Annotated in this window: 19 protein-coding genes; 4 read left to right on the top strand and 15 right to left on the bottom strand. The window is 60.7% G+C overall.

Features of this window, described 5'->3' with window-relative positions; genetic code table 11:
- Positions 1–51: 51 nt before the first annotated feature.
- From panF to acs, 6 genes are all read right to left on the bottom strand, one after another.
- Positions 52–1,509 carry a sodium/pantothenate symporter gene (gene panF / locus G5287_RS15585; protein ID WP_421172937.1) on the bottom strand — a complete coding sequence of 486 codons (1,458 nt, stop codon included), beginning with the start codon at positions 1,507–1,509 and terminating at the stop codon, positions 52–54.
- Positions 1,499–1,762 carry a DUF997 family protein gene (locus G5287_RS15580; RefSeq protein ID WP_254204220.1) on the bottom strand — a complete coding sequence of 88 codons (264 nt, stop codon included), beginning with the start codon at positions 1,760–1,762 and terminating at the stop codon, positions 1,499–1,501. Before G5287_RS15580 ends, panF begins: the two co-directional genes overlap by 11 nt.
- A 207-nt stretch (positions 1,763–1,969) precedes the next feature.
- Entirely contained in the window at positions 1,970–3,310 is a 1,341-nt protein-coding gene (gene accC, locus G5287_RS15575) for an acetyl-CoA carboxylase biotin carboxylase subunit (protein ID WP_216951972.1), read from the bottom strand.
- A gap of 15 nt (positions 3,311–3,325) precedes the next feature.
- Positions 3,326–3,781: an acetyl-CoA carboxylase biotin carboxyl carrier protein gene (accB, locus tag G5287_RS15570; protein WP_216979391.1), complete on the bottom strand. Its 456-nt coding sequence runs from the start codon at positions 3,779–3,781 to the stop codon at positions 3,326–3,328.
- Positions 3,782–3,817: 36 nt separating this feature from the next.
- A complete protein-coding gene (gene aroQ / locus G5287_RS15565) occupies positions 3,818–4,267 on the bottom strand; it encodes a type II 3-dehydroquinate dehydratase (RefSeq protein ID WP_139743401.1) in 450 nt (149 codons plus the stop codon).
- A 288-nt stretch (positions 4,268–4,555) separates the two neighbouring features.
- On the bottom strand, positions 4,556–6,502 hold the full coding sequence (acs, locus tag G5287_RS15560) for an acetate--CoA ligase (protein WP_421172938.1): 1,947 nt from the start codon (positions 6,500–6,502) through the stop codon (positions 4,556–4,558).
- A gap of 169 nt (positions 6,503–6,671) precedes the next feature.
- Here acs and G5287_RS15555 point away from each other — a divergent pair, with 169 nt between their 5' ends.
- A complete protein-coding gene (locus G5287_RS15555; RefSeq protein ID WP_266134183.1) occupies positions 6,672–6,950 on the top strand; it encodes a hypothetical protein in 279 nt (92 codons plus the stop codon).
- 277 nt (positions 6,951–7,227) lie between these two features.
- Positions 7,228–7,461 (top strand): hypothetical protein, encoded by a 234-nt coding sequence (locus G5287_RS15550; protein WP_216951968.1) that lies wholly within the window; start codon positions 7,228–7,230, stop codon positions 7,459–7,461.
- Here G5287_RS15550 and G5287_RS15545 read toward each other — a convergent pair.
- The 6 genes from G5287_RS15545 to torC all read right to left on the bottom strand — a co-directional run bounded on the left by G5287_RS15545 (position 7,451) and on the right by torC (position 14,204).
- A complete protein-coding gene (locus G5287_RS15545; RefSeq protein ID WP_421172939.1) occupies positions 7,451–8,074 on the bottom strand; it encodes a hypothetical protein in 624 nt (207 codons plus the stop codon). The two genes, G5287_RS15550 and G5287_RS15545, sit on opposite strands and share 11 nt — an antisense overlap.
- Positions 8,064–9,203: a hypothetical protein gene (locus G5287_RS15540; protein ID WP_421172940.1), complete on the bottom strand. Its 1,140-nt coding sequence runs from the start codon at positions 9,201–9,203 to the stop codon at positions 8,064–8,066. The genes G5287_RS15545 and G5287_RS15540 overlap by 11 nt, the downstream gene beginning before the upstream one ends.
- Before the next feature lie 170 nt (positions 9,204–9,373).
- Positions 9,374–9,742 (bottom strand): hypothetical protein, encoded by a 369-nt coding sequence (locus G5287_RS15535; protein WP_227341296.1) that lies wholly within the window; start codon positions 9,740–9,742, stop codon positions 9,374–9,376.
- A gap of 7 nt (positions 9,743–9,749) precedes the next feature.
- Positions 9,750–10,418 carry a molecular chaperone TorD gene (torD, locus tag G5287_RS15530; protein ID WP_421231522.1) on the bottom strand — a complete coding sequence of 223 codons (669 nt, stop codon included), beginning with the start codon at positions 10,416–10,418 and terminating at the stop codon, positions 9,750–9,752.
- A 99-nt stretch (positions 10,419–10,517) separates the two neighbouring features.
- Positions 10,518–13,010, bottom strand: coding sequence for a trimethylamine-N-oxide reductase TorA (torA, locus tag G5287_RS15525; RefSeq protein WP_421231521.1), 2,493 nt, complete (start codon positions 13,008–13,010; stop codon positions 10,518–10,520).
- 27 nt (positions 13,011–13,037) lie between these two features.
- On the bottom strand, positions 13,038–14,204 hold the full coding sequence (gene torC / locus G5287_RS15520) for a pentaheme c-type cytochrome TorC (protein ID WP_421231520.1): 1,167 nt from the start codon (positions 14,202–14,204) through the stop codon (positions 13,038–13,040).
- A gap of 145 nt (positions 14,205–14,349) precedes the next feature.
- Here torC and torR point away from each other — a divergent pair, with 145 nt between their 5' ends.
- Positions 14,350–15,063, top strand: coding sequence for a two-component system response regulator TorR (gene torR / locus G5287_RS15515; protein ID WP_042080622.1), 714 nt, complete (start codon positions 14,350–14,352; stop codon positions 15,061–15,063).
- 36 nt (positions 15,064–15,099) lie between these two features.
- On the opposite strand, the gene G5287_RS15510 is transcribed toward torR, so the two are convergent.
- On the bottom strand, positions 15,100–15,504 hold the full coding sequence (locus tag G5287_RS15510) for a GFA family protein (protein WP_005338893.1): 405 nt from the start codon (positions 15,502–15,504) through the stop codon (positions 15,100–15,102).
- 37 nt (positions 15,505–15,541) lie between these two features.
- Positions 15,542–16,588 carry a TMAO reductase system periplasmic protein TorT gene (gene torT, locus G5287_RS15505; protein ID WP_157162048.1) on the bottom strand — a complete coding sequence of 349 codons (1,047 nt, stop codon included), beginning with the start codon at positions 16,586–16,588 and terminating at the stop codon, positions 15,542–15,544.
- A gap of 70 nt (positions 16,589–16,658) precedes the next feature.
- On the opposite strand from torT, the gene torS reads away from it, so the two are divergent.
- On the top strand, positions 16,659–19,484 hold the full coding sequence (gene torS, locus G5287_RS15500) for a TMAO reductase system sensor histidine kinase/response regulator TorS (RefSeq protein WP_421231519.1): 2,826 nt from the start codon (positions 16,659–16,661) through the stop codon (positions 19,482–19,484).
- Between the two features lie 50 nt (positions 19,485–19,534).
- Here torS and G5287_RS15495 read toward each other — a convergent pair whose 3' ends face one another.
- Positions 19,535–19,819 (bottom strand): hypothetical protein, encoded by a 285-nt coding sequence (locus G5287_RS15495; RefSeq protein WP_100646668.1) that lies wholly within the window; start codon positions 19,817–19,819, stop codon positions 19,535–19,537.
- Positions 19,820–19,860 lie beyond the last annotated feature (41 nt).

Here is a 19,860-nt window from a genome sequence, read left to right as displayed (position 1 = left end):
CGGAAAACACCTATTTGGGGATAGTTTTGGAACCCCTAATTTATATTTTTATTATTTCTGCCCGAAAAGCTCGCGCACTTCCCGCGAGGGCGGTGCCGTCAGCAGGCTGACCGTGATAAAGACCACTAGCGCCAGCGTGAGGCTTGGCACGATGGCGTGCAGACCAGCCAGCTTGATCCCCCACTGACTGAGTACCCCATAGCTTACGATGCCGCTGACCATGCTGGCCAGTGCGCCCGGGCCGTTGGCCCGCGACCAGTAGAGGCCGAGCACCAGTGGCCAGAGGAACACCGCTTGCAATCCGCCAAAGGCGAGCAGGTTGAGCCAGATGATCATCTCGGGCGGTTGCAACGCCGCCAGCAGCACCAGAGTGCCGAGGATCAGGGTACAGAGCAGGGAGAGGCGGGGGATGCGCACTTCCAGCTTCTCCTGCTTTGGACTCAGATAGTTGAGGTAGAGATCCTTCACCAGAGTGGCGGAAGCCTGGATCAGCTGGGAGTCGATGGTGGACATGATGGCCGCCATCGGCGCCGCCAGAAAGACTCCGGCCAGCCAGGGGGGTAGCACTTCCATCATCAGGGAGGGCATGATCTTGTCCGGGCTGTCCATGCCGGGCAGGATGGCGCGGCCAAGGGCGCCCGCCAGATGCATGCCGAACATCAGCAGGGCGCTGACAACGGTGCCGATCAGAATGCCGCGATGGAGCGCCTTGCTGTCGCGATAGCCAAAACAGCGCAATGCCGAGTGGGGCAGCCCCACCACCCCGACACAGACCAGGATCCAGAAGCTCAGCATAAAGGGCTGGGTCAGCATGTCGCCGGCCCCTTGCGGGCTTACCAGCTTGGGGTCGATCTCCCTGAGCTGGTGGATGAGGTTCGGCAGGCCGTCACCGGCAATCAGAATTCCTGCCAGCAGGGCGCCGGTGCCGATCAGCATGATGATCCCCTGCAGGGCATCAGTCATCACCACGGCGCGGAAGCCGCCGATGATGGTGTAGAGCAGCACACAGCTGGCAAACAGCATCAACCCCTGCTGGTAGGAGAGCCCGGTGGCGGTCTCCAGCAGGCGGGCACCGCCGATAAACTGCACCACCATGGTCGCGATAAAGGCGAGGATGATAGTAACGGAGCCGAGGATCACCACTGCCTTGCTCTGATAGCGGGCCCACAGCATGTCGTTGATGGTCACCGCATTGACCCGGCGGGCGATGATGGCGAACTTCTTGCCCAGTACTCCCAGAGTGAGCCAGACGGTGGGCAGCTGGATCATCGCCAGCAACACCCAGCCCAGACCGATCTTGTAGGCCGCGCCCGGCCCACCGATAAAGGAGGAGGCCGAGGTGTAGGTGGCCACTAGCGTCATCGCCAGCACCAGCCCGCCCATGCTGCGGTTGCCGATGAAGTACTCCTGCACGAAGTTGCCTTCAGCTCTATGACGGCTGGCCCAGAAACCCACCCCCAGCACCAGCACCAGATAGATGAAGAGCGGCAGCATCAGCTCAAGATTCATGGGATGACTCCTTGCCGGAAGGGGCTGGGGTATCGAGGGGGATATCCACAAACAGTCGATCCACCATCAGGGCACATAGTGCGATGAACAGCAGTGGCATCGCCACGCAACTGAGCAGGAACCAAAGGGGAATGTCCCAGCATTCGATCTCTTCCGGGATCAGATAAGCCGTGCCATACCAGGCAAGAAAATAGAGTAGGGTCAGCAGCAGGCAGAAAGCTGCTTCCCGGCGGGCGAGAGCAAAACGGTTCACCTTGGCCTCCGACAATTTTGAGGGGCGCAAGGATAACAAAAAAGGGCCATGTCGCCATGGCCCTTTTTCAGCAGAGGCTCCTTGCGGAGCAGACTTCCACCGGAAGTCCGGTCTCTATCAGAGATCCTTACAGACCCAACTTCTTGTGCAGATAGTGGGCGTTGGTACTGCCACCGTGCAATGTCATCGGGTCTCTATCAGCGATCCTTACAGACCTAACTTCTTGTGCAGGTAGTGGATATTGGTGCCACCGTGCTGGAAGTTTTCGTCTTTCATGATCTCTTTTTGCAGCGGTACGTTGGTCTTGATCCCTTCCACCACCAGCTCGTCCAGCGCATGGCGCATGCGGGCGATGGCAATGTCACGATTCTCGCCGTAGCAGATCAGCTTGCCGATCATCGAATCATAGTGGGGCGGTACCTTGTAACCGGCATAGATGTGGGAGTCCCAACGCACGCCCAGACCACCCGGCGCGTGGAAGCGCTGCACCAGACCCGGAGAGGGCATGAAGGTGGCCGGATCTTCCGCGTTGATCCGGCACTCGATGGCATGACCACGGATGCGGATATCCTGCTGGGTGATCGACAGGGGCTGACCGGCGGCGATGCGCAGCTGCTCCTTGATCAGATCGATACCGGTGACCATCTCGGTGACCGGATGCTCAACCTGGATACGGGTGTTCATTTCGATGAAATAGAACTCGCCGTTCTCGTACAGGAACTCGAAAGTACCCGCACCGCGGTAGCCGATCTCGATACAGGCGCGCACACAGCGCTCGCCGATGAACTTGCGCATTTCGGCGGTGATGCCGGGTGCCGGCGCCTCTTCCACCACCTTCTGGTGGCGACGCTGCATGGAGCAGTCGCGCTCGCCCAGATAGAGGGCGTTGCCCTGGCCGTCTGCCAACACCTGAATTTCGATGTGGCGCGGGTTTTCCAGGTACTTCTCCATGTAGACCATGTCGTTCTTGAAGAACTGGCCTGCTTCGGATTTGGTTAGGGCAATGGCGGAGGCTAGCTCGGCCTCGCTGCGTACCACGCGCATGCCACGACCACCGCCGCCACCGGCAGCCTTGATGATCACCGGATAGCCGATGCGCTTGGCAATAGCGGCATTGCGCTTGGTGTCGTTGTCCACCGGACCGTCAGAGCCCGGTACACACGGTACGCCTGCCTTCTTCATCGCTTCGATGGCGGAGACTTTGTCACCCATCAGGCGGATGGTCTCGGCGCGCGGGCCGATGAAGATGAAGCCGGATTTTTCGACCACTTCGGCAAAATCGGCGTTCTCGGAGAGGAAGCCGTAACCCGGGTGGATGGCCACGGCACCGGTCACCTCGGCGGCGGCGATGATAGCCGGAACGTTGAGGTAGGAGTCGGTACTGGCTGGTTTGCCGATACAGATGGATTCGTCGGCCAGCAGCACATGTTTGAGCTCCCGGTCGGCGGTGGAGTGAACGGCCACTGTCTTGATCCCGAGCTCTTTGCAGGCGCGCAGGATCCGCAGGGCAATTTCACCGCGGTTGGCGATGACTACTTTGTCCAACATGGGTGGCGATTTCCCTTATTCGATGATGAACAGCGGCTCGTCAAATTCGACGGCCTGACCATTTTCAACCAGGATCGCTTTGATCACACCGGCCTTGTCAGACTCGATTTGGTTCATCATTTTCATGGCTTCGACGATGCACAGGGTATCGCCGACATTGACTTGCTGACCCACTTCCACGAACGGCTTGGCTTCCGGGCTGGAGGAGCGGTAGAAGGAGCCAACCATGGGAGAGCGCATCAGGTGACCGCTCGGTGCGGCATCTGCGGCCGGCGCAGCGGAAACCGGGGCGGCGGCTGGAGCGGCAACCGGAGCGGCTGCTTGCTGCATGATCATCTGCGGTGCGGCAGTGACCTGGCCTGCGAAGTTGCGGCTGATGCGAACGGACTCTTCACCTTCGGAGATCTCCAGTTCGGCGATGCCGGACTCTTCAACCAGTTCAATCAGCTTCTTGATTTTGCGGATATCCATTAGCATTCTCTTTCTTCTTTATCTGATCAGTGATTATCAAGCCGCGTGCAGATGGCGCACGGCCGCGGTTAAAGCGAATTGATAGCCATCGGCCCCCAGACCACAAATGACCCCTTTGGCGACATCAGACAGATAGGAGTGATGACGAAACGGCTCCCTGGCATGAACGTTTGACAGGTGAACCTCGATAAAGGGTATGGCGACACCCAGCAGCGCATCGCGGATGGCGACGCTGGTGTGGGTGAAGGCGGCCGGATTGATGATGATGAAATCCACCTGACCCATGGCCTGATGGATGCGGCTGACCAACTCATGTTCGGCGTTGGATTGCAGATGTTCCAGAGTGACACCGAGTTCGCTGGCGTTGAGCTTCAGATCGGCGACGATCTCATCGAGCGTCTTGCTGCCGTAGATACCCGGTTCCCGTTTGCCCAGCAGATTCAGGTTTGGACCGTTGAGCAGGAGAATTCGGCGATGTTGCGACATATTGAGTGCATCCTCGATGATCATGCTGCTATCTGTCAGCTATCTTGTGGACTACCTGAAATCTAGCCATTTTCTGCGCAAATCGGTGTGCCCTGGCACACAGATTTCGCAATTATATTGATTTCGTGAAAATTAGCAGCATTTTACTGGTCTAATCTCTACATCTGGCTATTTATTGAGCGTCACCTCCCTGTGCACCCAGTTTCAGCCGCTCAGGCCGTTTGTACCGCTGTAGAAACAGCAAAGCCGGCACAGGGCCGGCTTTGTCGAGCAACAAACGAAGCGGGATCAGGCTGCTTCCGACTTCTCGCGGATGAGTTTGTCTACTACGCCCGGATCCGCCAAGGTGGAGATATCCCCCAGGCTGTCGGTCTCGCCGGTGGCGATCTTGCGCAGAATTCGCCGCATGATCTTGCCGGAACGGGTCTTCGGCAGCCCCTCCGCCCAGTGAATGACATCTGGCGTGGCGATGGCACCGATCTCCTTGCGCACCCACTCCTTCACCTCTTTGTGCAGCTCACGGCTCGGCTCTTCCCCGGCGATCAGGGTGACATAGGCATAGATGCCCTGACCCTTGATCTCGTGAGGAACCCCCACCACCGCGGCTTCGGCGATCTTGGGATGGGCCACCAGCGCCGATTCAATTTCGGCGGTACCCATGCGGTGGCCGGAGACGTTCAGTACATCATCCACCCGTCCGGTGATCCAGTAGTAGCCATCGGCATCGCGACGGGCACCGTCGCCAGTGAAGTAGCGGCCGGGGAAGGTGGAGAAGTAGGTCTGCTCGAACCGCTCGTGATCGCCGAATACGGTGCGCATCTGACCCGGCCAGGAGTCGGTGATCACCAGATTGCCCTCGGTGGCCCCCTCCAGCGGTTCGCCCATGTTGTCGACCAGCGCAGGTTGCACCCCGAAGAAGGGTTTGGTGGCTGAGCCCGGTTTCAGGTCGGTGACGCCGGGCAGCGGCGTAATCAGGATGCCGCCGGTTTCGGTCTGCCACCAGGTATCGACAATGGGGCAGCGCTCATCGCCAATGGTGCGGTAGTACCACTCCCAGGCTTCCGGGTTGATCGGTTCACCCACCGAGCCCATGATGCGCAGGCTCTGGCGCGAGGTGCCGGTGACAGCTTCGTTGCCCTTGGCCATCAGGGCGCGGATGGCAGTGGGGGCGGTATAGAGGATGGTGACCTGGTGCTTGTCCACCACCTGACTCATGCGGTTGGTGGCCGGGTAGTTGGGCACCCCTTCGAACATGATGGTGGTGGCGCCGTTGGCGAGCGGCCCGTAGACCAGATAGGAGTGACCAGTGACCCAGCCCACATCGGCGGTACACCAGTAGATGTCCTCTTCGTGGTAGTCGAACACATATTTGAAGGTGAGGGTGGCATAGACCAGATAGCCGCCGGTGGTGTGCAGCACCCCCTTGGGTTTGCCGGTGGAGCCGGAGGTATAGAGGATAAAGAGCGGATCTTCGGCGTTCATCGCCTCGGGCGGGCAGTCGCTGCTGACGGTGGCGGTCGCTTCATGCCACCAGATGTCGCGGTGGTTGTGCCAGGCGACATTGCCGCCGGTGCGCTTGAGCACGATCACCTTGTTAACCTGGGTATCCGGGTTGGTGAGCGCTTCATCCACGTTTTTCTTGAGTGGCACCGGACGGCCACCGCGCAGTCCCTCGTCGGCGGTGATCACGATGCGCGAGCCCGAGTCGATGATGCGACCGGCCAGTGCTTCCGGCGAGAAGCCGCCAAAGACGATGCTGTGCACCGCGCCGATGCGGGTACAGGCCAGCATGGCGATGGCGGCTTCGGGCACCATGGGCATATAGAGGCAGACCACGTCGCCGCGATGAACCCCCTGAGCTTTCAAGACGTTGGCAAACTTGCACACTTCGCTGTGCAGCTCGCGGTAGGTGAGTTTGCGATCTTCGGCGGGGTTGTCCCCTTCCCAGATGATGGCGACCTTGTCACCCCGTTCGGCGAGATGGCGATCGAGGCAGTTGGCGGAGACGTTGAGCTGGCCATCTTCAAACCACTTGATGTAGACATGGCCCGGATCGTAGGAGGTGTTTTTTACCTTGGTGTAGGGCTTTATCCAGTCGAGGATTTTGCCCTGTTCACCCCAGAAGGTATCGGGATCCTCGACGGAGGCCTGGTACATGGCGGCGTAGTCGCCCTTGTCGAGCAGGGCGCTGTTGCTGATATGGGGTTTGACCGGATAGACCTTGCTCTCGCTCATCACTCACTCCTTTGAATACATACTTTTAATAATTAAGTAACAACTTATACCTTTGGCTGATGGGGGCAATTAGACTTTTGGATAGACAGCAACATTTGGTTACAGGGTAATGGGTGACACTCAGGTGGTGAGTGGGTAAAAAGGAGGACTTTGATGGATGGAGGTAGTTATGTTCTCTCTATTGCTCTGTGCATCCCTCTGGCAGTTTGATGTGCCTGTTCTGGCAGACAAGCCCCCCAAAGAGTTTGTGATTACGCATCAGGAGCCGTCACAGACAGTGCGGGATCGGGTTGCCGATGAGCTTGGCAACGCATGGCAGGCAAAAAAACCGGGGGCCAAATTTTCCCTCAGTGAGCCTGGATCCCGTTATTCGGGCGACTCCCCGCTCACACGCATGCTCAATGAGCGGGATGATGGTGGTGTTCCCACCCTGACGTTTGGCAGATAGTCATATCTATCGCCAGGGGATTTTCCCCTGCGGCACCAATGACATCATCATCCTTTGATGAACGCAGTCGACCTGACGTTGCGTACCAATAGATAATCCCTTCTTCCCCTGTTAAGGGCTTGTGGGCACAGATGTTCAGCCTGAGTTGCAAGCCCTTGCTACCGTGGTCCTTTTGACATCCCGAGAGAGCGTTATGTCGCTAACAGAGGATGTTTATCATGCGCGATCAGAGCGTTAGTGCTTGAGCTGTGCGGCTTGCTGGCAAAGAGGGCTGACGATGATTGACTCTGTTGTAATGGAATTTGGCAACATGGTTGGCATGTTGCCATTTGGTCAGGAAACCTGGAGTGCGCAGCAACAGGATATCCCCCTGATTGCAGGAAGCAGTTGCATTGTAGAGCCTAATGATGCGATGGGTTTGACTGTCTGTGCGTTTTCATTTGGCTGGACCCAAGATAGGTGGGCGCTGGTAAACGTGGAAGTTGCCTGTGGTGTGAGTGTTACCAGCTGAAGCGATAGCTCAGGGTCAGGTTCACGACTGGTTGCCAATCGCAACCCTGGATGAGCCACTGCTTGGCACCCGCTTCTGCGTCGAGTTGCCACTTTTGCCAAGCCCAGCTGTGCTCCAGGGTTAGCCCCCAGTCTCGCCAACCTTCATGAGCATCATAAGCAGCCATGTGGGCCTGACTGCCCCGGGTCAGCCAGAGGTTGAGGGAGAGCCCGGCCGGCAGCGGCAGGCTGTGCTCCATGTACCAGAGCTGGCCATAACGGCCAGTGAGGTCGACGAGCTGGGACAACGTCAATTGATGGTCATCATCCAGCTGCCATCCCAGGCGCCACATAGCACTGAAACGGGTACTATCAACCACTGGCATGGATCCAACTCCCAAGGCGATAAAACTCTTTTCATAGAGAGGTAGTGCCAGCCCGGCACTGCTTCCGTTAGTGAAAAGGAGCCCAACCTGGGTCTCCCGTTCATAACCCCACCAGAGTTGGCTGTGCTGGGTTGCGTTACTACTGGCCTGGTTACTATCCAGTTGCCAGCTGCTGCCCAGTAACAACTCCTTTGCTTGCAATGGTAGCGTCACCAGTATTAGCAGCGACAGCCAATACTTATTTGCCATATAGCCGCGCCCAGTCCCGATCCTGATGCATTCCCATCAGATGACAGATGATGCCGGAGCGCTGGAAAGCATAAATAAGCAGTATGCTGGCGGTGCAGAGCAACATGATAAGGCCAAAACTGTTGGGCAGTATGGTGCCCTGACGGGCGGTCCACCACAGTAGCAAGGGGCCCCACAGGTGCACGAAGATGCTCTTGTGGAAGATGAAGACGGTCAGCGAGTACATGCCGATCCAGTTGAGTGGTCGCCAGCAGAGACGGATATTGTGTTGGTGTAGCCAGAGCACGGTACCGATCACCAGAAACTCCATACCCCAGATCCCGGCTCGGCCGATCATGTCCAGCGCCAGTTCGTGTTCGTTGGCGTAGATGTCGTTGAGCTCGACCGTGCTTGTCTCGCCGAACATGAGATAGATGGCCAGCGCCACCAGCGACAGCGTCAGTACCAGACGGTTGAGGCGATCTCGCCATTGTGGGCGCTGATGCCAGCACCAGCCATAGAGAAAGCCGAAACAGCCACTGGCCATGAAGAGGTCGAGACGGGCATCCAGCTCATAGTCGGGGTGAACGTGCAGCTTCATCCAGCTGTCGATATGGCCGAGCAGATCCTGTACGCCGAGTTGATCCAGTAGCAGGCTTAGAAGGGTCAGCAGGAGCATGCCGCGGATGCCGAACCTGGCATACACCATGGAGAAGAGCGCCAGCAGGCACATCCAGAGCATGACCGGGTAGAACGAGATGGCCTCGCCGAAGTTGGGGGCGATGACCAACCCTTCGACATAGAGCATCAGTATGATGCTGGCAAACAGGGCCAGCTTGCTGCCCAGCTGCGGCTTGAAGCTGGCCTGATCGCGGCGGCTCAGGTTGAATGCGGCCAAGGCCAGGTAGATCTGGCTGACCCAGGGGATTAACCAGGCTGATGCGTGTGCTGTCAGCTGATCCATGGGGAGCAGGTGTCCCGCCATTGCCTTGTGTGATACATAGAAGCTGTCCCACAAGGCATGTTCCCGATTGAAGAAATCGATGTACCAGTAGTTGAGGTAACCGGTGTAGTGCTCGAAGACGGCCATGAAGATGACAAGCCCGCGCAACAGATCGAGGCCTGTGATGCGCGCATCCTGTGGAGGCATATGATTGCTCCTGTGTAGTGTGGCGAAAGGAGCGGCACTATATCGGCTTTTGTAAAACTGAACGGGAGCTGAATGTAAGCAAATATTACGGGGAGCTGTACCGATGTGCTTGTAATGACTGGGAAGTGCCTGACCTGGCTGTCATGATTTGCAATATTGTTGGCTATTTTTTAGCCTTTCTCTCGGCCAAATGCCTGAATACCGCGCACAAATACCAGCCAGCCGAGCAGGTGGAACGGGAGGGCGAGTAGGTAGAGCAGCAGGAAGTGCGACTCGCTGCCGCTGCTGTTGATGAAGTCGATCCAGGCGGCCAGCAGCGCCAGCATGCCGGCAATCTGGAAGCGGCGGCGCAACACCACCTCGACGCCGAGATTGGCAAGGTAGAGGGTGAGCAGGATGCCAGCAAAGCCGGTGAGCTGAGCGGTGCCGTAGAGCTCGCGATCCGGGTTGAACAGCAGCGCGATCAGCGGAGTAATGCCCTGATCCAGCGGGATCAGGGCCAGCAGCCAGCATGCAATCAGAAGCAGGGCTGTCTTCATCGCGGCCTCAGTCGGCGGACGGTGCCGGTTTGACCAGAGAGAGGTAGTTGGCATCCATCTTGAGGAAGACCCCCAGCAGACGGGCACTGGCGCCGTAGAAGCCAAACCGGTCGGCGGCGCGACAGGCGCTTTCGAACTTGTCAAACCAGCCCAGCAGATGACCGTGCAGCAGCGCTTCCTGCTCGTCGAGCCAGCGTTCCCGCTCGGCCGCGCTCTTGGCTTCCGCCCCACGGATGATGAGATTGCCCATCAGATCCAGCTCGATTGCCAGATGGTCGGCAGGCTCTTTGTATTTATCGCTGACATTGATACCGAGGCGATCGAGGCGGGCCTGCATCTCGGCCATCGGGGCCTGCATCAGCAGCTTGGCCTCGCCGCGGTAGAGCGATTCGTAGGGCAGGGCGCCCTGTTTGGGATCCACCAGAAACAGGCCGGCGAAGTCGGCGGCCAGTTCCAGCTGGCGATCCGGGCGCACCAGCAGGCGGGCGATGGCATCGTTGAGCTCGGCCACGGCTTCGCGCATCGGATCCAGGGTGGAGAGGCTTTTCAGGAAGCTTCGCACGTCATAGGTGTCATATTCGGCGATCTGCTCATCACTGAGTTCGGTGGCGAACAGGGTGGAGAACCACCAGTAGAGTTCGGCCCGGCGTTCGCTGGTAGCCATAAATTCCTGCATTTTTCCTCCGTGGATGGCAATCGGGAGCCTTGATGGCTCCCGATTCTAACGACTTTAAAAATAAAGGAAACTCAAGGGGGCGCTTTCGTCCCCCTGGGGTCAGAGTGCCGGGAACATGGGGTCGATGCCCTTGGCCGATTCCGGCGCGCCGAAGGCAGTGACGGCAGGTGCCTGCCCGCGGAACTTCTCGATCTCCACCAGCGCGGTATGGGCCGTGGTGGCCTGCGCCAGGCTGGAGGAGCCGATGTCGGCGGTCAGCACGTTGGGATCGCCGTAGGTACAGAGCGTACCCACCTTGCCGCCCTCTTGCGGGCCATACCAGGCACCTTCCTGTATCCGGACTACGCCAGGGGCGTAATCATCGCTCACCACCAGACCAGCCAATACCTGACCGCGACCGTTGAACACCCGCACCAGATCGCCGTCCTTGAGGCCGCGGGATTTGGCATCCTGCGGATTCATATAGACAGGTTCGCGACCCTGCACCGTGTAGGTGGCTCGGTAGTTGTCGGACGAGCAGAGCTGGCTGTGCAGCCGCTTGTCCGGGTGGCAGGATTGCAGGTGCAGCGGGTACTGTTTGCTGCCCGGTCCGCCGTGGGAGCGCTCGTAGGGCTCGATCCAGACCGGATGGCCCGGGCAATCCCCATAGCCGTAGTCGGCGATGGTCTTGGAGTAGATCTCGATAAGGCCAGACGGGGTACCGAGGGGTTCCAGATCCGGCTCCTGACGGAACGACTCGTGGCGCACCCAGGGCTGGCCCGCCGGGAAGGTGACGAAGCCCTCGCCGTGCCAGAACTGGCTGAAACGGGGCAGACGAATGCCGATGCCGCGGCCCTGCAGGCGGGCGTCGTCATAGATGCTCTGGATCCACTCCAGCTTGCTCTTGCCGCCGGTGAACTCGGCCTCGCGACCGAAGCGACGGCAGAGATCGGCGAAGATGTCGTAGTCATCGCGCGCCTCGAACAGCGGCTCTACCACCTTGTACATGGCCAGAATGCCCGCGTTGGAGTGGGAGCCCCACTGCTCGATGTCATCGCGCTCATAGGTGGTGGTGGCGGGCAGCACGATATCGGCGAAGCGGCAGCTGGCGGTCCACTGGTGATCGATGCTGACCACGGTTTCCAGCTTGCGCCAGGCCGCGACCATCTTGTTGCGATCCTGCTGGTGGTGGAACGGGTTGTTGCCGCAGAACACCGCCATCTTCATGTGGGGGTAGGTGATGGTCTGGCCGTTGAAGGCGATCTGCTTGCCCGGATTGAGGATGCAGTCGACGAAACGGGCTACCGGAATGTACTTGGAGTAGCCCTTCCAGTCGCCGTCATGGAGCGGCTTGACCCCGGGAATTACCGAGCTGAAACCGGACATGATGGGGCCGCTGGAGGTGATGGTGCCCGCTCCGTTGTAGTGCCAGCCAAAGCCGTAACCGCCCCCCGGCAGGCCGATCTGGCCAATCATCGAGGCCAGTACCACCAGCATCCAGGCGTACTGCTCGCCGTGGTGCATGCGTTGCACACACCAGCCGCCGATAAGCTGGGTACGACCACTGCTCATGGCGCGGGCCAGCTCGCGGATGGTCTCGGCTGGTACGCCACAGATGGCGGCGGCCCACTCGGCATCCTTCACCTGACCATCGCTGGTGCCCAGCAGGTAGGGCAGGAACTTGTCAAAGCCGGTGGTGTAGTTCTTCAGGAACGCCTCGTCGTGGCGCTTCTCGCTGTAGAGGGTGTGGGCGATGCCCAGCATCAGCGGTACGTCGGTCTGCGGATTCAGGGTCACCTGATCGCAATTGAGGTACTTCTGGGTCTTGGATTTGACCGGATCGACACTGATCACCCGGATCTCGCCTTTGGCCACCTTCTCTTTCAACTGCGCCCAGTAGTCGTAGACGCTGTGATCCGGCACCAGCCAGCCCACCTGCAGGTTCTTGATGGGATCGGAGCCCCAGATAACGATGGTCTTGCTGTGTTCCAGCACCAGCGGCCAGGAGGTCTGCTGCTCGTATACCTCCATGGCGCCCGCCACGTGGGGCAGGATCACCTGGGCGGCACCGGTGGAGTAGTCACCAGCCTTGGCCAGATAGGTGCCGTGCAGGTTCATGGCGCGCCCCAGCATGGCACCAGCGGAGTGCAGCTTGCCCACCGACTGCCAGCCGGAGTGGCCGGCATAGAGGGCGCTCGGGCCATAGATCTTCTGCACCCGCTCCAGCTCGTGATAGAAGAAGTCCAGCGCCTGGGACCAGGTCACCCGCACGAAGCGGTTCTGGCCACGTTCGCTGGTGTCGGACTGGTGCCCCTTGCGCAGCCAGTCCAGCCGCACCATGGGGTAGCGGATGCGGGAGGGGTTGTAGACCACCTCACTCAAGGCCTTGAGCATGTCGGTGGGGTGCTTGTCATGCTCGAACGGCTGGGTCTCGACCCAGCGCCCATCGACCACCCGGGCACGGAAGGCGCCCCAGTGGGAGCCGGACTGCACCAGCTTGTCGCCAGACTCGGCGGCCATCACGGCGCGACCGAGCAGGGAGGGGCCGATCAGGGCAGAGGCACCGCTGGCCAGCAAGCCACCCAGAAAACCACGACGGGAAATATTGATCATCTTGTTATTCCTCTTTCGAATCCGGACTTAGTGGCTGCCCTGACCACCGGTATCGGCGGCATGGTTTTGCAGGTATTTGAGCAGGGTGCGCTCCTCTTCCTTGCTCAGGCGATAGTAGGCAGACATCGCCTTGAGCCCCGAGATCCAGCCGTTGGCAGTGAAGTGAGCGGGATCCGGCGCGCCGTGGCAGGAGTTGCAGGTGGATTTGTACATCTCGCCGGCGTAATCCCAGATCGGCTTGAGCGAGGACTCAAAGCCCTTGCCATCGACCCAGGCCTGCACCTGAACCTGCTCCCACTTGATATGAGTGGCGCTGTCGGTCTCCTGTTTGAGCACTTTCTCGTTCGCTTTCAGTTCGTCACGGATGGTGGCGACGAAGACCCGCTTGCCCATGTATTCGCTCAGCACCCGGCCCTTGCCGTCGCTCTCGCGCCACCCTTCGATGGTCACCTTGAGGCGATCGCCGCTGCGGTCTACGACATCGATGCGGGAGGCAGGCAGCAGTTTGCCGACCGGGTCGGTGCTCTGTTCGCTGGCGTAGAGATCTTTTTCACCCAGGTTGTAGAGGGTCTCGGCGGCTGGCGCCTCTTGCGCGTCGTTGACCAGGGTGGCGTAAGTGGCCCGGAAGCCCCCCGCCATGTTGGGCAGTTCGTGGGCGATGCCCTTGTGGCACTCGATGCAGTTCATGTTCTTCGCCGCCGCATCTTTCATCGCCTGCGCTGCCGCCGGGGACTGCTTGGCGTGATCCATGTTGTCGTAGCTGTGGCAGGACTTGCAGGTCTTGGAGTTCTGGCTGCTCATCCGTGCCCACACCTTCTCGGCCAGATGCAGGCGCCGGTCCTCGAACTTCTCCTGGGTGTCGATGCTGTGGCCTATGTACTCCTGATAGAGGTCGTTGGCCGCCTCCATCTTGCGGGCCACCTTGCCGACAAAGTCCTTCGGCTGGTGACAGTCGGTACAGACCGCCTGTACCCCGGAGGCATTCTTGAAGTGGATGGACTCCTTGTACTCCGGATAGACGGTGTCTTTCATGGAGTGGCAGGAGATACAGAATTCGAGGCTGCTGGTTTTCTCAAAGCCGTAGTGCAGGCCGACGGTGCCCGCGAGGGTGACGCCGACGCCCACCAGAAGCAGCGCCAGTACCGACCAGCGACGGCTGGGGGTGCGCAGGAAGTGCCACAGTTTTTTCATCATGCTCTCTCACATCACTTTTTTGATGGGAGCCATGATAGGGATGCGTTGTGAACAGGGCTGCCGCCACAAATTAATGAAATAGGGGTATTTATGACAAAATGTGAATAGAATAATCCTCCCTTGTCGACCATCGTGAACCCTGCCCATGAGCTACCACATTCTGGTTGTTGAAGATGATGCGGTTACCCGCGAGAAGCTGACCGGCTATTTCGAGCGGGAGGGCTATCGGGTGACGGCGGTCGAAAACGGCCAGGAGATGCGCGCCGTGCTGGCGGAACAAACAGTCGATCTGGTGATGCTGGATATCAACCTGCCGGGGGAAGATGGTCTGCTGCTGACCCGTGAACTGCGGGCGCGCAGCACGGTGGGGATCATTCTGGTCACCGGCCGCAGCGATGCGGTGGACCGGATTGTCGGCCTCGAGATGGGGGCCGACGACTATGTCACCAAGCCGTTCGAGCTCAGGGAACTGCTGGTGCGGGTCAAGAATCTGCTGTGGCGGATCTCGCTGGCGGCCGCCGCGCCGAGCGAGCCTGCGGTGGCTGACGATGCGGTGCGCTTTGGCCCCTGGCGTTTTGACATCCCCCGTCGCCAGCTCAGCAAGGACGGAGTGCCGGTGCGCCTGACCAAGGCCGAATATGAAGTGCTGGTGGCCTTTGTCGCCCATGCCGGGCGGGTGCTCAGTCGGGAGCGGATCCTGACCCTTATCAGCCATCGCGGCGATGGCCCGAGCGATCGCACCATAGATGTGTTGATCCGGCGGCTGCGCGGCAAGATGGAAGCGGATCCGCGGGATCCCCAGCTGTTTGTCACCGTCCATGGTGAAGGCTATCTGTTTGCCGGCGAGATAGCCTCCTGACTCCGTTGCGGTGGCCCTGGCCTGTTTGACCGGGTATCAGACCGGCGGGCGGGTATCAAATTGCGGGCAGTCGTCGCCAATCTGGTGCCAGGGCGCCTTGGAGCCGACGAAGATGTGAAATGCGGGTCGCTGGCTCGGCACATCGTCCAGTACCCCCAACCGCAGATTGATCTTGCCGCTGCTGCTCTTCTGGCTGAACAGGCTGGAGCCGCAGTGACGACAGAATGCCAGGGTGGTCTCTGCCGATTTCCGGTAGCGGCCGATGGCCTCTTCCCCCTTCACTATGGTGACCTTGTTGCCATCCAGTCCGCCGACCGAGGCGTAATCTCCCCCTGAAAACTTGCGGCATTCGCTGCAGTGGCAGTTACCCATGTAGTCGAACTGATCCGGCAGGGTCAGGGCGACGGCGCCGCACAGGCAGCTGGCATGTAACTCTTTCATCTCTTCTCCTTGAGTGTGCTGATCGGATTTGGAACGGCTATTCGACCCGATAGACGGGACGAAAAGCGCCATCCGAGAGGGAATCGGCGGGGTCGGCCAGCGGCGCAGACAGCGTCAGAATGGGTGGCCCCATCACCCGAGGGCACTGCTCGGCATTGGCATCAGGGTGTTGCAGCAGGCAGACCGCCTGAGCGACCGCAAGGCGCCCCTGCAGCCGCATCTGATCGCTGTTGGCGGCCAGGATCTTGCCCCGGCGCAGGCCCCGCTGTACCCCGTGGCTGAAGTAGGTGCTCAGCACCTGAGGCCTGTCGAGATGGCGCTGTGACAGTTCGTTGACGGCCACTTCAGCTGCGATGGCGCCCCCCACCAGATAGTCGAGGCCGGGATAGCGGGCCAGCGTCTGCTGCACCAGCGTGCGCTGGATTTCCCGGCTGTTGTCGCCGCGCTCGGTGGTGACCAGCTTGATGGCGCTCCCCTTGATGGCATCGGCAAAGCCCGGCTCTACGAAGTTGTTGCCGCCGCTCGCCTGCGGGCCGGGGAAGAGGGCAACCGAGACCGGTTTGCTACCGGCGGGGTGGCGCTGCGCCAGCCAGTGGCCGATTTGCCAGCCCATCTGGTACCAGGAGACCCCCACCTTGGCCTGCACCAGACCGCTGGGCAGATCGTTGACCAGACCAAAGACCGGCAGCGGTGTGACCTTGATGGCCTCGCGCAAGCCCTGATAGCTCACCGCGCCGAGCAAGATGGCGTCGCTCCCTTCCTGCACGCAGCGCAGCAACTGCTGGCGCTGCTCGGCGAGGGCGCCATAGCCCCCCGCTTCGTGGATCTGCAACTTGACTCCCAGCCGCTTCGCTTCGTCTACCATGCCCTGATTGACCGAAAGCCAGTAGGCGTCGCGCAGATGGGGGTAGAGGGCACAGAGGGTCAGCGATTTGGTTGCCGCAGCGGGTTCCGGCCACTGCTGGCGCAGCGGCTGGCCGCTGAATTCGCCGCCGGGCCAGATATCGACCGTAAAGGCGAGGGCGGCGCGGGGAAGCATTAGCAACCAGATCAGCAACAACGGGGAGAGATAGACGCTTCGCATGGCCAAGGGTTTTGTTAAAGTGTTGGGCCATATTATCCGGTCAAAGCCGACCACAACCAAGGGACTTCCCGTGAGAATCTTTTCCGGCCTGGGTGGCAAGTTGCTGCTGGCCTTCTCCTTGATGGCATTACTCACACTGAGTGCTTCCCTGCTGGGTTGGGTGGGGCTTAGCCATCTGCGCCAGCTGGAGCAAGGGGTGCAGCAGACTCTGGCCGATCAGGAGCTGGCGCGCACGCTCTCTCGCCTCAGCGGCGAGATCCAGAGCGCGTCACGGCTGCTGGCCACCGCAACCAGCGAGCAGGAGCGGGAGCATCAGGGACGCTTGCTCACCCTGCAGGGGCAACAACTGCAACAGGTGCTGGCGCAACTTGGCCGTGGGCAGGGTTCAACAAGCCTCGATCAGCTCAGTCAGAGCATCATCGGCAATCTGGGCCAGCAGGGCTGGCTGGTGGGGGAGCGGTTGACCCTGATGGCGCAGGGTGAAGCGCAGCGGGCCCGTCTGGTGGCGGCAGCCGGGCAGATCGCCGAGCTGGCGAGAAGCCAGATGGAGAATGCCGAAACCGTGATGGTGGCGGGGTTGGGTTCCCTCTACCAACAGCAAGGTGCGCAGGCGGCCCGGACGCTGGACCGCCTGCTGGAGCAGGATCTCGACTGGCTGGAGCAGATGACCGAGCTGCGTCATCGCACCCTGATGCAGCAGCAGCGTATCGAGGAGATGTGGCGCAGCGAACGGCAGGAACAGTTGCAAACGCTATTGCAAGAGGGGCAGCGGGAGCTGGCCATCTTGCAACTGCGGGCCGGGGCAGTGACCGATCCGGCCCGCAGGCAGGCGGTGGAGCAGGCGCTGACCGTGCTGGCGCAGAGCGACAAGCTGGTGCAGCTGCGCAGCGACTGGCTCGGCAAGGGGGAGGCGCTGCGGGTGCTGGCCAATGCCAATGAGGCCCTGATGAGCAGCCTCAACCAGCAGGTCGGTGAGCTGGTCAGCCGTGCCCGCGATTCGCTGGGGCAGAGCCAGCAGGCGCTAAGCGAGCGCCTCAGGCTGCTGGAGCAGGCGTTGATGGCCATTGGCCTGCTCACGCTGCTACTGCTGATGCTGCTGATGTGGCGCATGGTCTACGGCCGGATCGTTTGGCCGCTGCAACGGGCGGTGGCGGGGATGAGCCGGTTGGCGCGCGGGGATCTGGTCCCTCTTGAGCCGATCGCCAGCACCGGGCGCGATGAGTTGGCGGAGCTGGGCCGGGCCTTGCAGGTGTTTCGTGACAATGCGGTTGAGCTGGGCCGCTATCAGCGAGAGCTGGAGTCGCGGGTCGAGGAGCGCACCGGCCAGCTCAGCCACGCCAACGAGCGGCTCAATGAGGAGGTGGAGAAGCAGCGGCAGGCCCGCGCCGAGGCAGAACAGGCCAACCGCGCCAAGTCGGTGTTTCTCGCCACCATGAGCCACGAGATCCGCACCCCCATGAACGGCATTCTCGGGGGCCTGACGCTGCTGGAAGATACCCATCTCAGCGAGACCCAGCAGCGCTATCTGGCCGCCATCGAGCACAGCGGCGAATCCCTGCTGGAGATCCTCAACGACATTCTCGACTACTCCAAGATAGAGGCGGGCCATGTGGAGGCGCGCCGCGAACCCTTCCCCCTGTTCCAGCTGGTGGATGAGCTCAGCGCGTTGTTCCGGCCAAAGGCTGCGGCCAAGGGGGTCACTCTGGCGCTGGAATATGCGCCCGGGCTGGCGCCTGTGGTCGAGGGGGATCTGGGCAAGCTGCGCCAGGTGCTCGGCAACTTGCTCGGCAATGCGGTCAAGTTTACCGCCCGTGGCCAGATTACCCTGACGGTGGCGCCTCTTGCCTGCCAAGGCCCTTGCGCCGAGCCCTGCATCCGGTTTGTGGTGCGCGATACCGGCCCCGGCATTCCGGCCGATGAGCAGGCGGCGGTGTTCGAGGCGTTTCGCCAGCGCAAGCGCGATATAGGCCATCAGGGCGGCACCGGGCTGGGGTTGGCGATCAGTCGCAAGCTGGTGGCCGCCATGGGGGGCGAGCTTATCCTTGCCAGCGAACCGGGCAAGGGGTGTGAATTCAGCTTCAGTCTGCCGTTGCAACGCTCGAGTGCCCAGCTGCCTGCCGAGGCGCAACCGCTGCACCTTGGCCAGTCCCGTGACATCCTGCTGGTGGAGGATAACGAGATCAACCGGTTGGTGGCGCACGGCATGCTGACCCGCCTCGGCCATCGCGTCACCCTGGCGGAGGATGGTCGCAGCGCGCTGGCGCTGGTGACCGAGCGCCCCTTCGAGCTGGCGCTGCTCGATATCAATCTGCCCGATATGGACGGTATGACCCTGCGCGAGGATCTGGCAGCCATCAGCGAGGAGATGCATGAGCGGCCGCTGCCCGCCATCGCCATCTCGGCCCAGATGTATCCGGAGGATATCCGCCACTGCCTTGCCGCCGGGTTTGTCGATTTTGTCGGCAAGCCGGTGCGGCTGGCGGTGCTGGCGAACGCCATCGATCAGCTGTTTCGGCAAGAGGGCGCCGCTATTGAGCCGCGGGTGCAATTATCAGCAGCCGCGCCCCCAACTAACCAGCCTGAGTGGGCCAATCCGGTGCTGGACGCCGATCTGCCCCTGCTCGGCATGGCGCGGATCCGCCAGCTGGTCGCGCTGTTTGAGTCGCAAGGGCGGGTGTTGGTGGATAAGTTGGCTCAGGGTGAGGGGAAAGAGCAACGTCAGCTGGCGCACAAGCTCAAGGGGAGTGCGCTGGCGCTGGGGTTGACCGAATTTGCCAGCCACTGTGCGGCTCTTGAGGTGGGAGGCGGGGAGCCTGCGACAATCGGGGCGCAATTTGACGCGGCGGTGAGCGGGTTGCAGCAGTGGCTGACGGCCAACAGGGATGCGCAGTTCTGATCCCTGCTGGCGATGCACAACGTTTAGGGAGGGGGCCAGCCCCTGCGCTGTTATTCGATCTCCCGAAACAGCACCTGCTTGCACTTGGCACAGACCCATTCCCGGCGAAAATCGGTCAGGTGCACCATTCCTACCTCCAGCAACTCGTGGTGGCCGCAGTGATAACAGAAGATGATATCGCCATCGACTGATTCAGGGTGGGCCGCCAGATATTCGGCTTTGGTGGGGAGTTGCTCCCACGAGGTGGTGGGGAGATGTTTGCGTTGGCTGGTGTAGTAGACCCAGTAGAACAGAAAAAAGACAGCCAGGATCACGAATGTCAGCAGATGGTCCATCTTGAACTCCTCCGGTTAGGTGCAGCCCCTCGGATGCATGG

It is taken from the genome of Aeromonas sp. 603079, assembly GCF_049172135.1.
Taxonomy (GTDB): Bacteria; Pseudomonadota; Gammaproteobacteria; order Enterobacterales; family Aeromonadaceae; genus Aeromonas; species Aeromonas veronii.
Note: the sequence above shows the minus strand (reverse complement) of the source record. Positions and strands in the feature narration are given on the sequence as shown.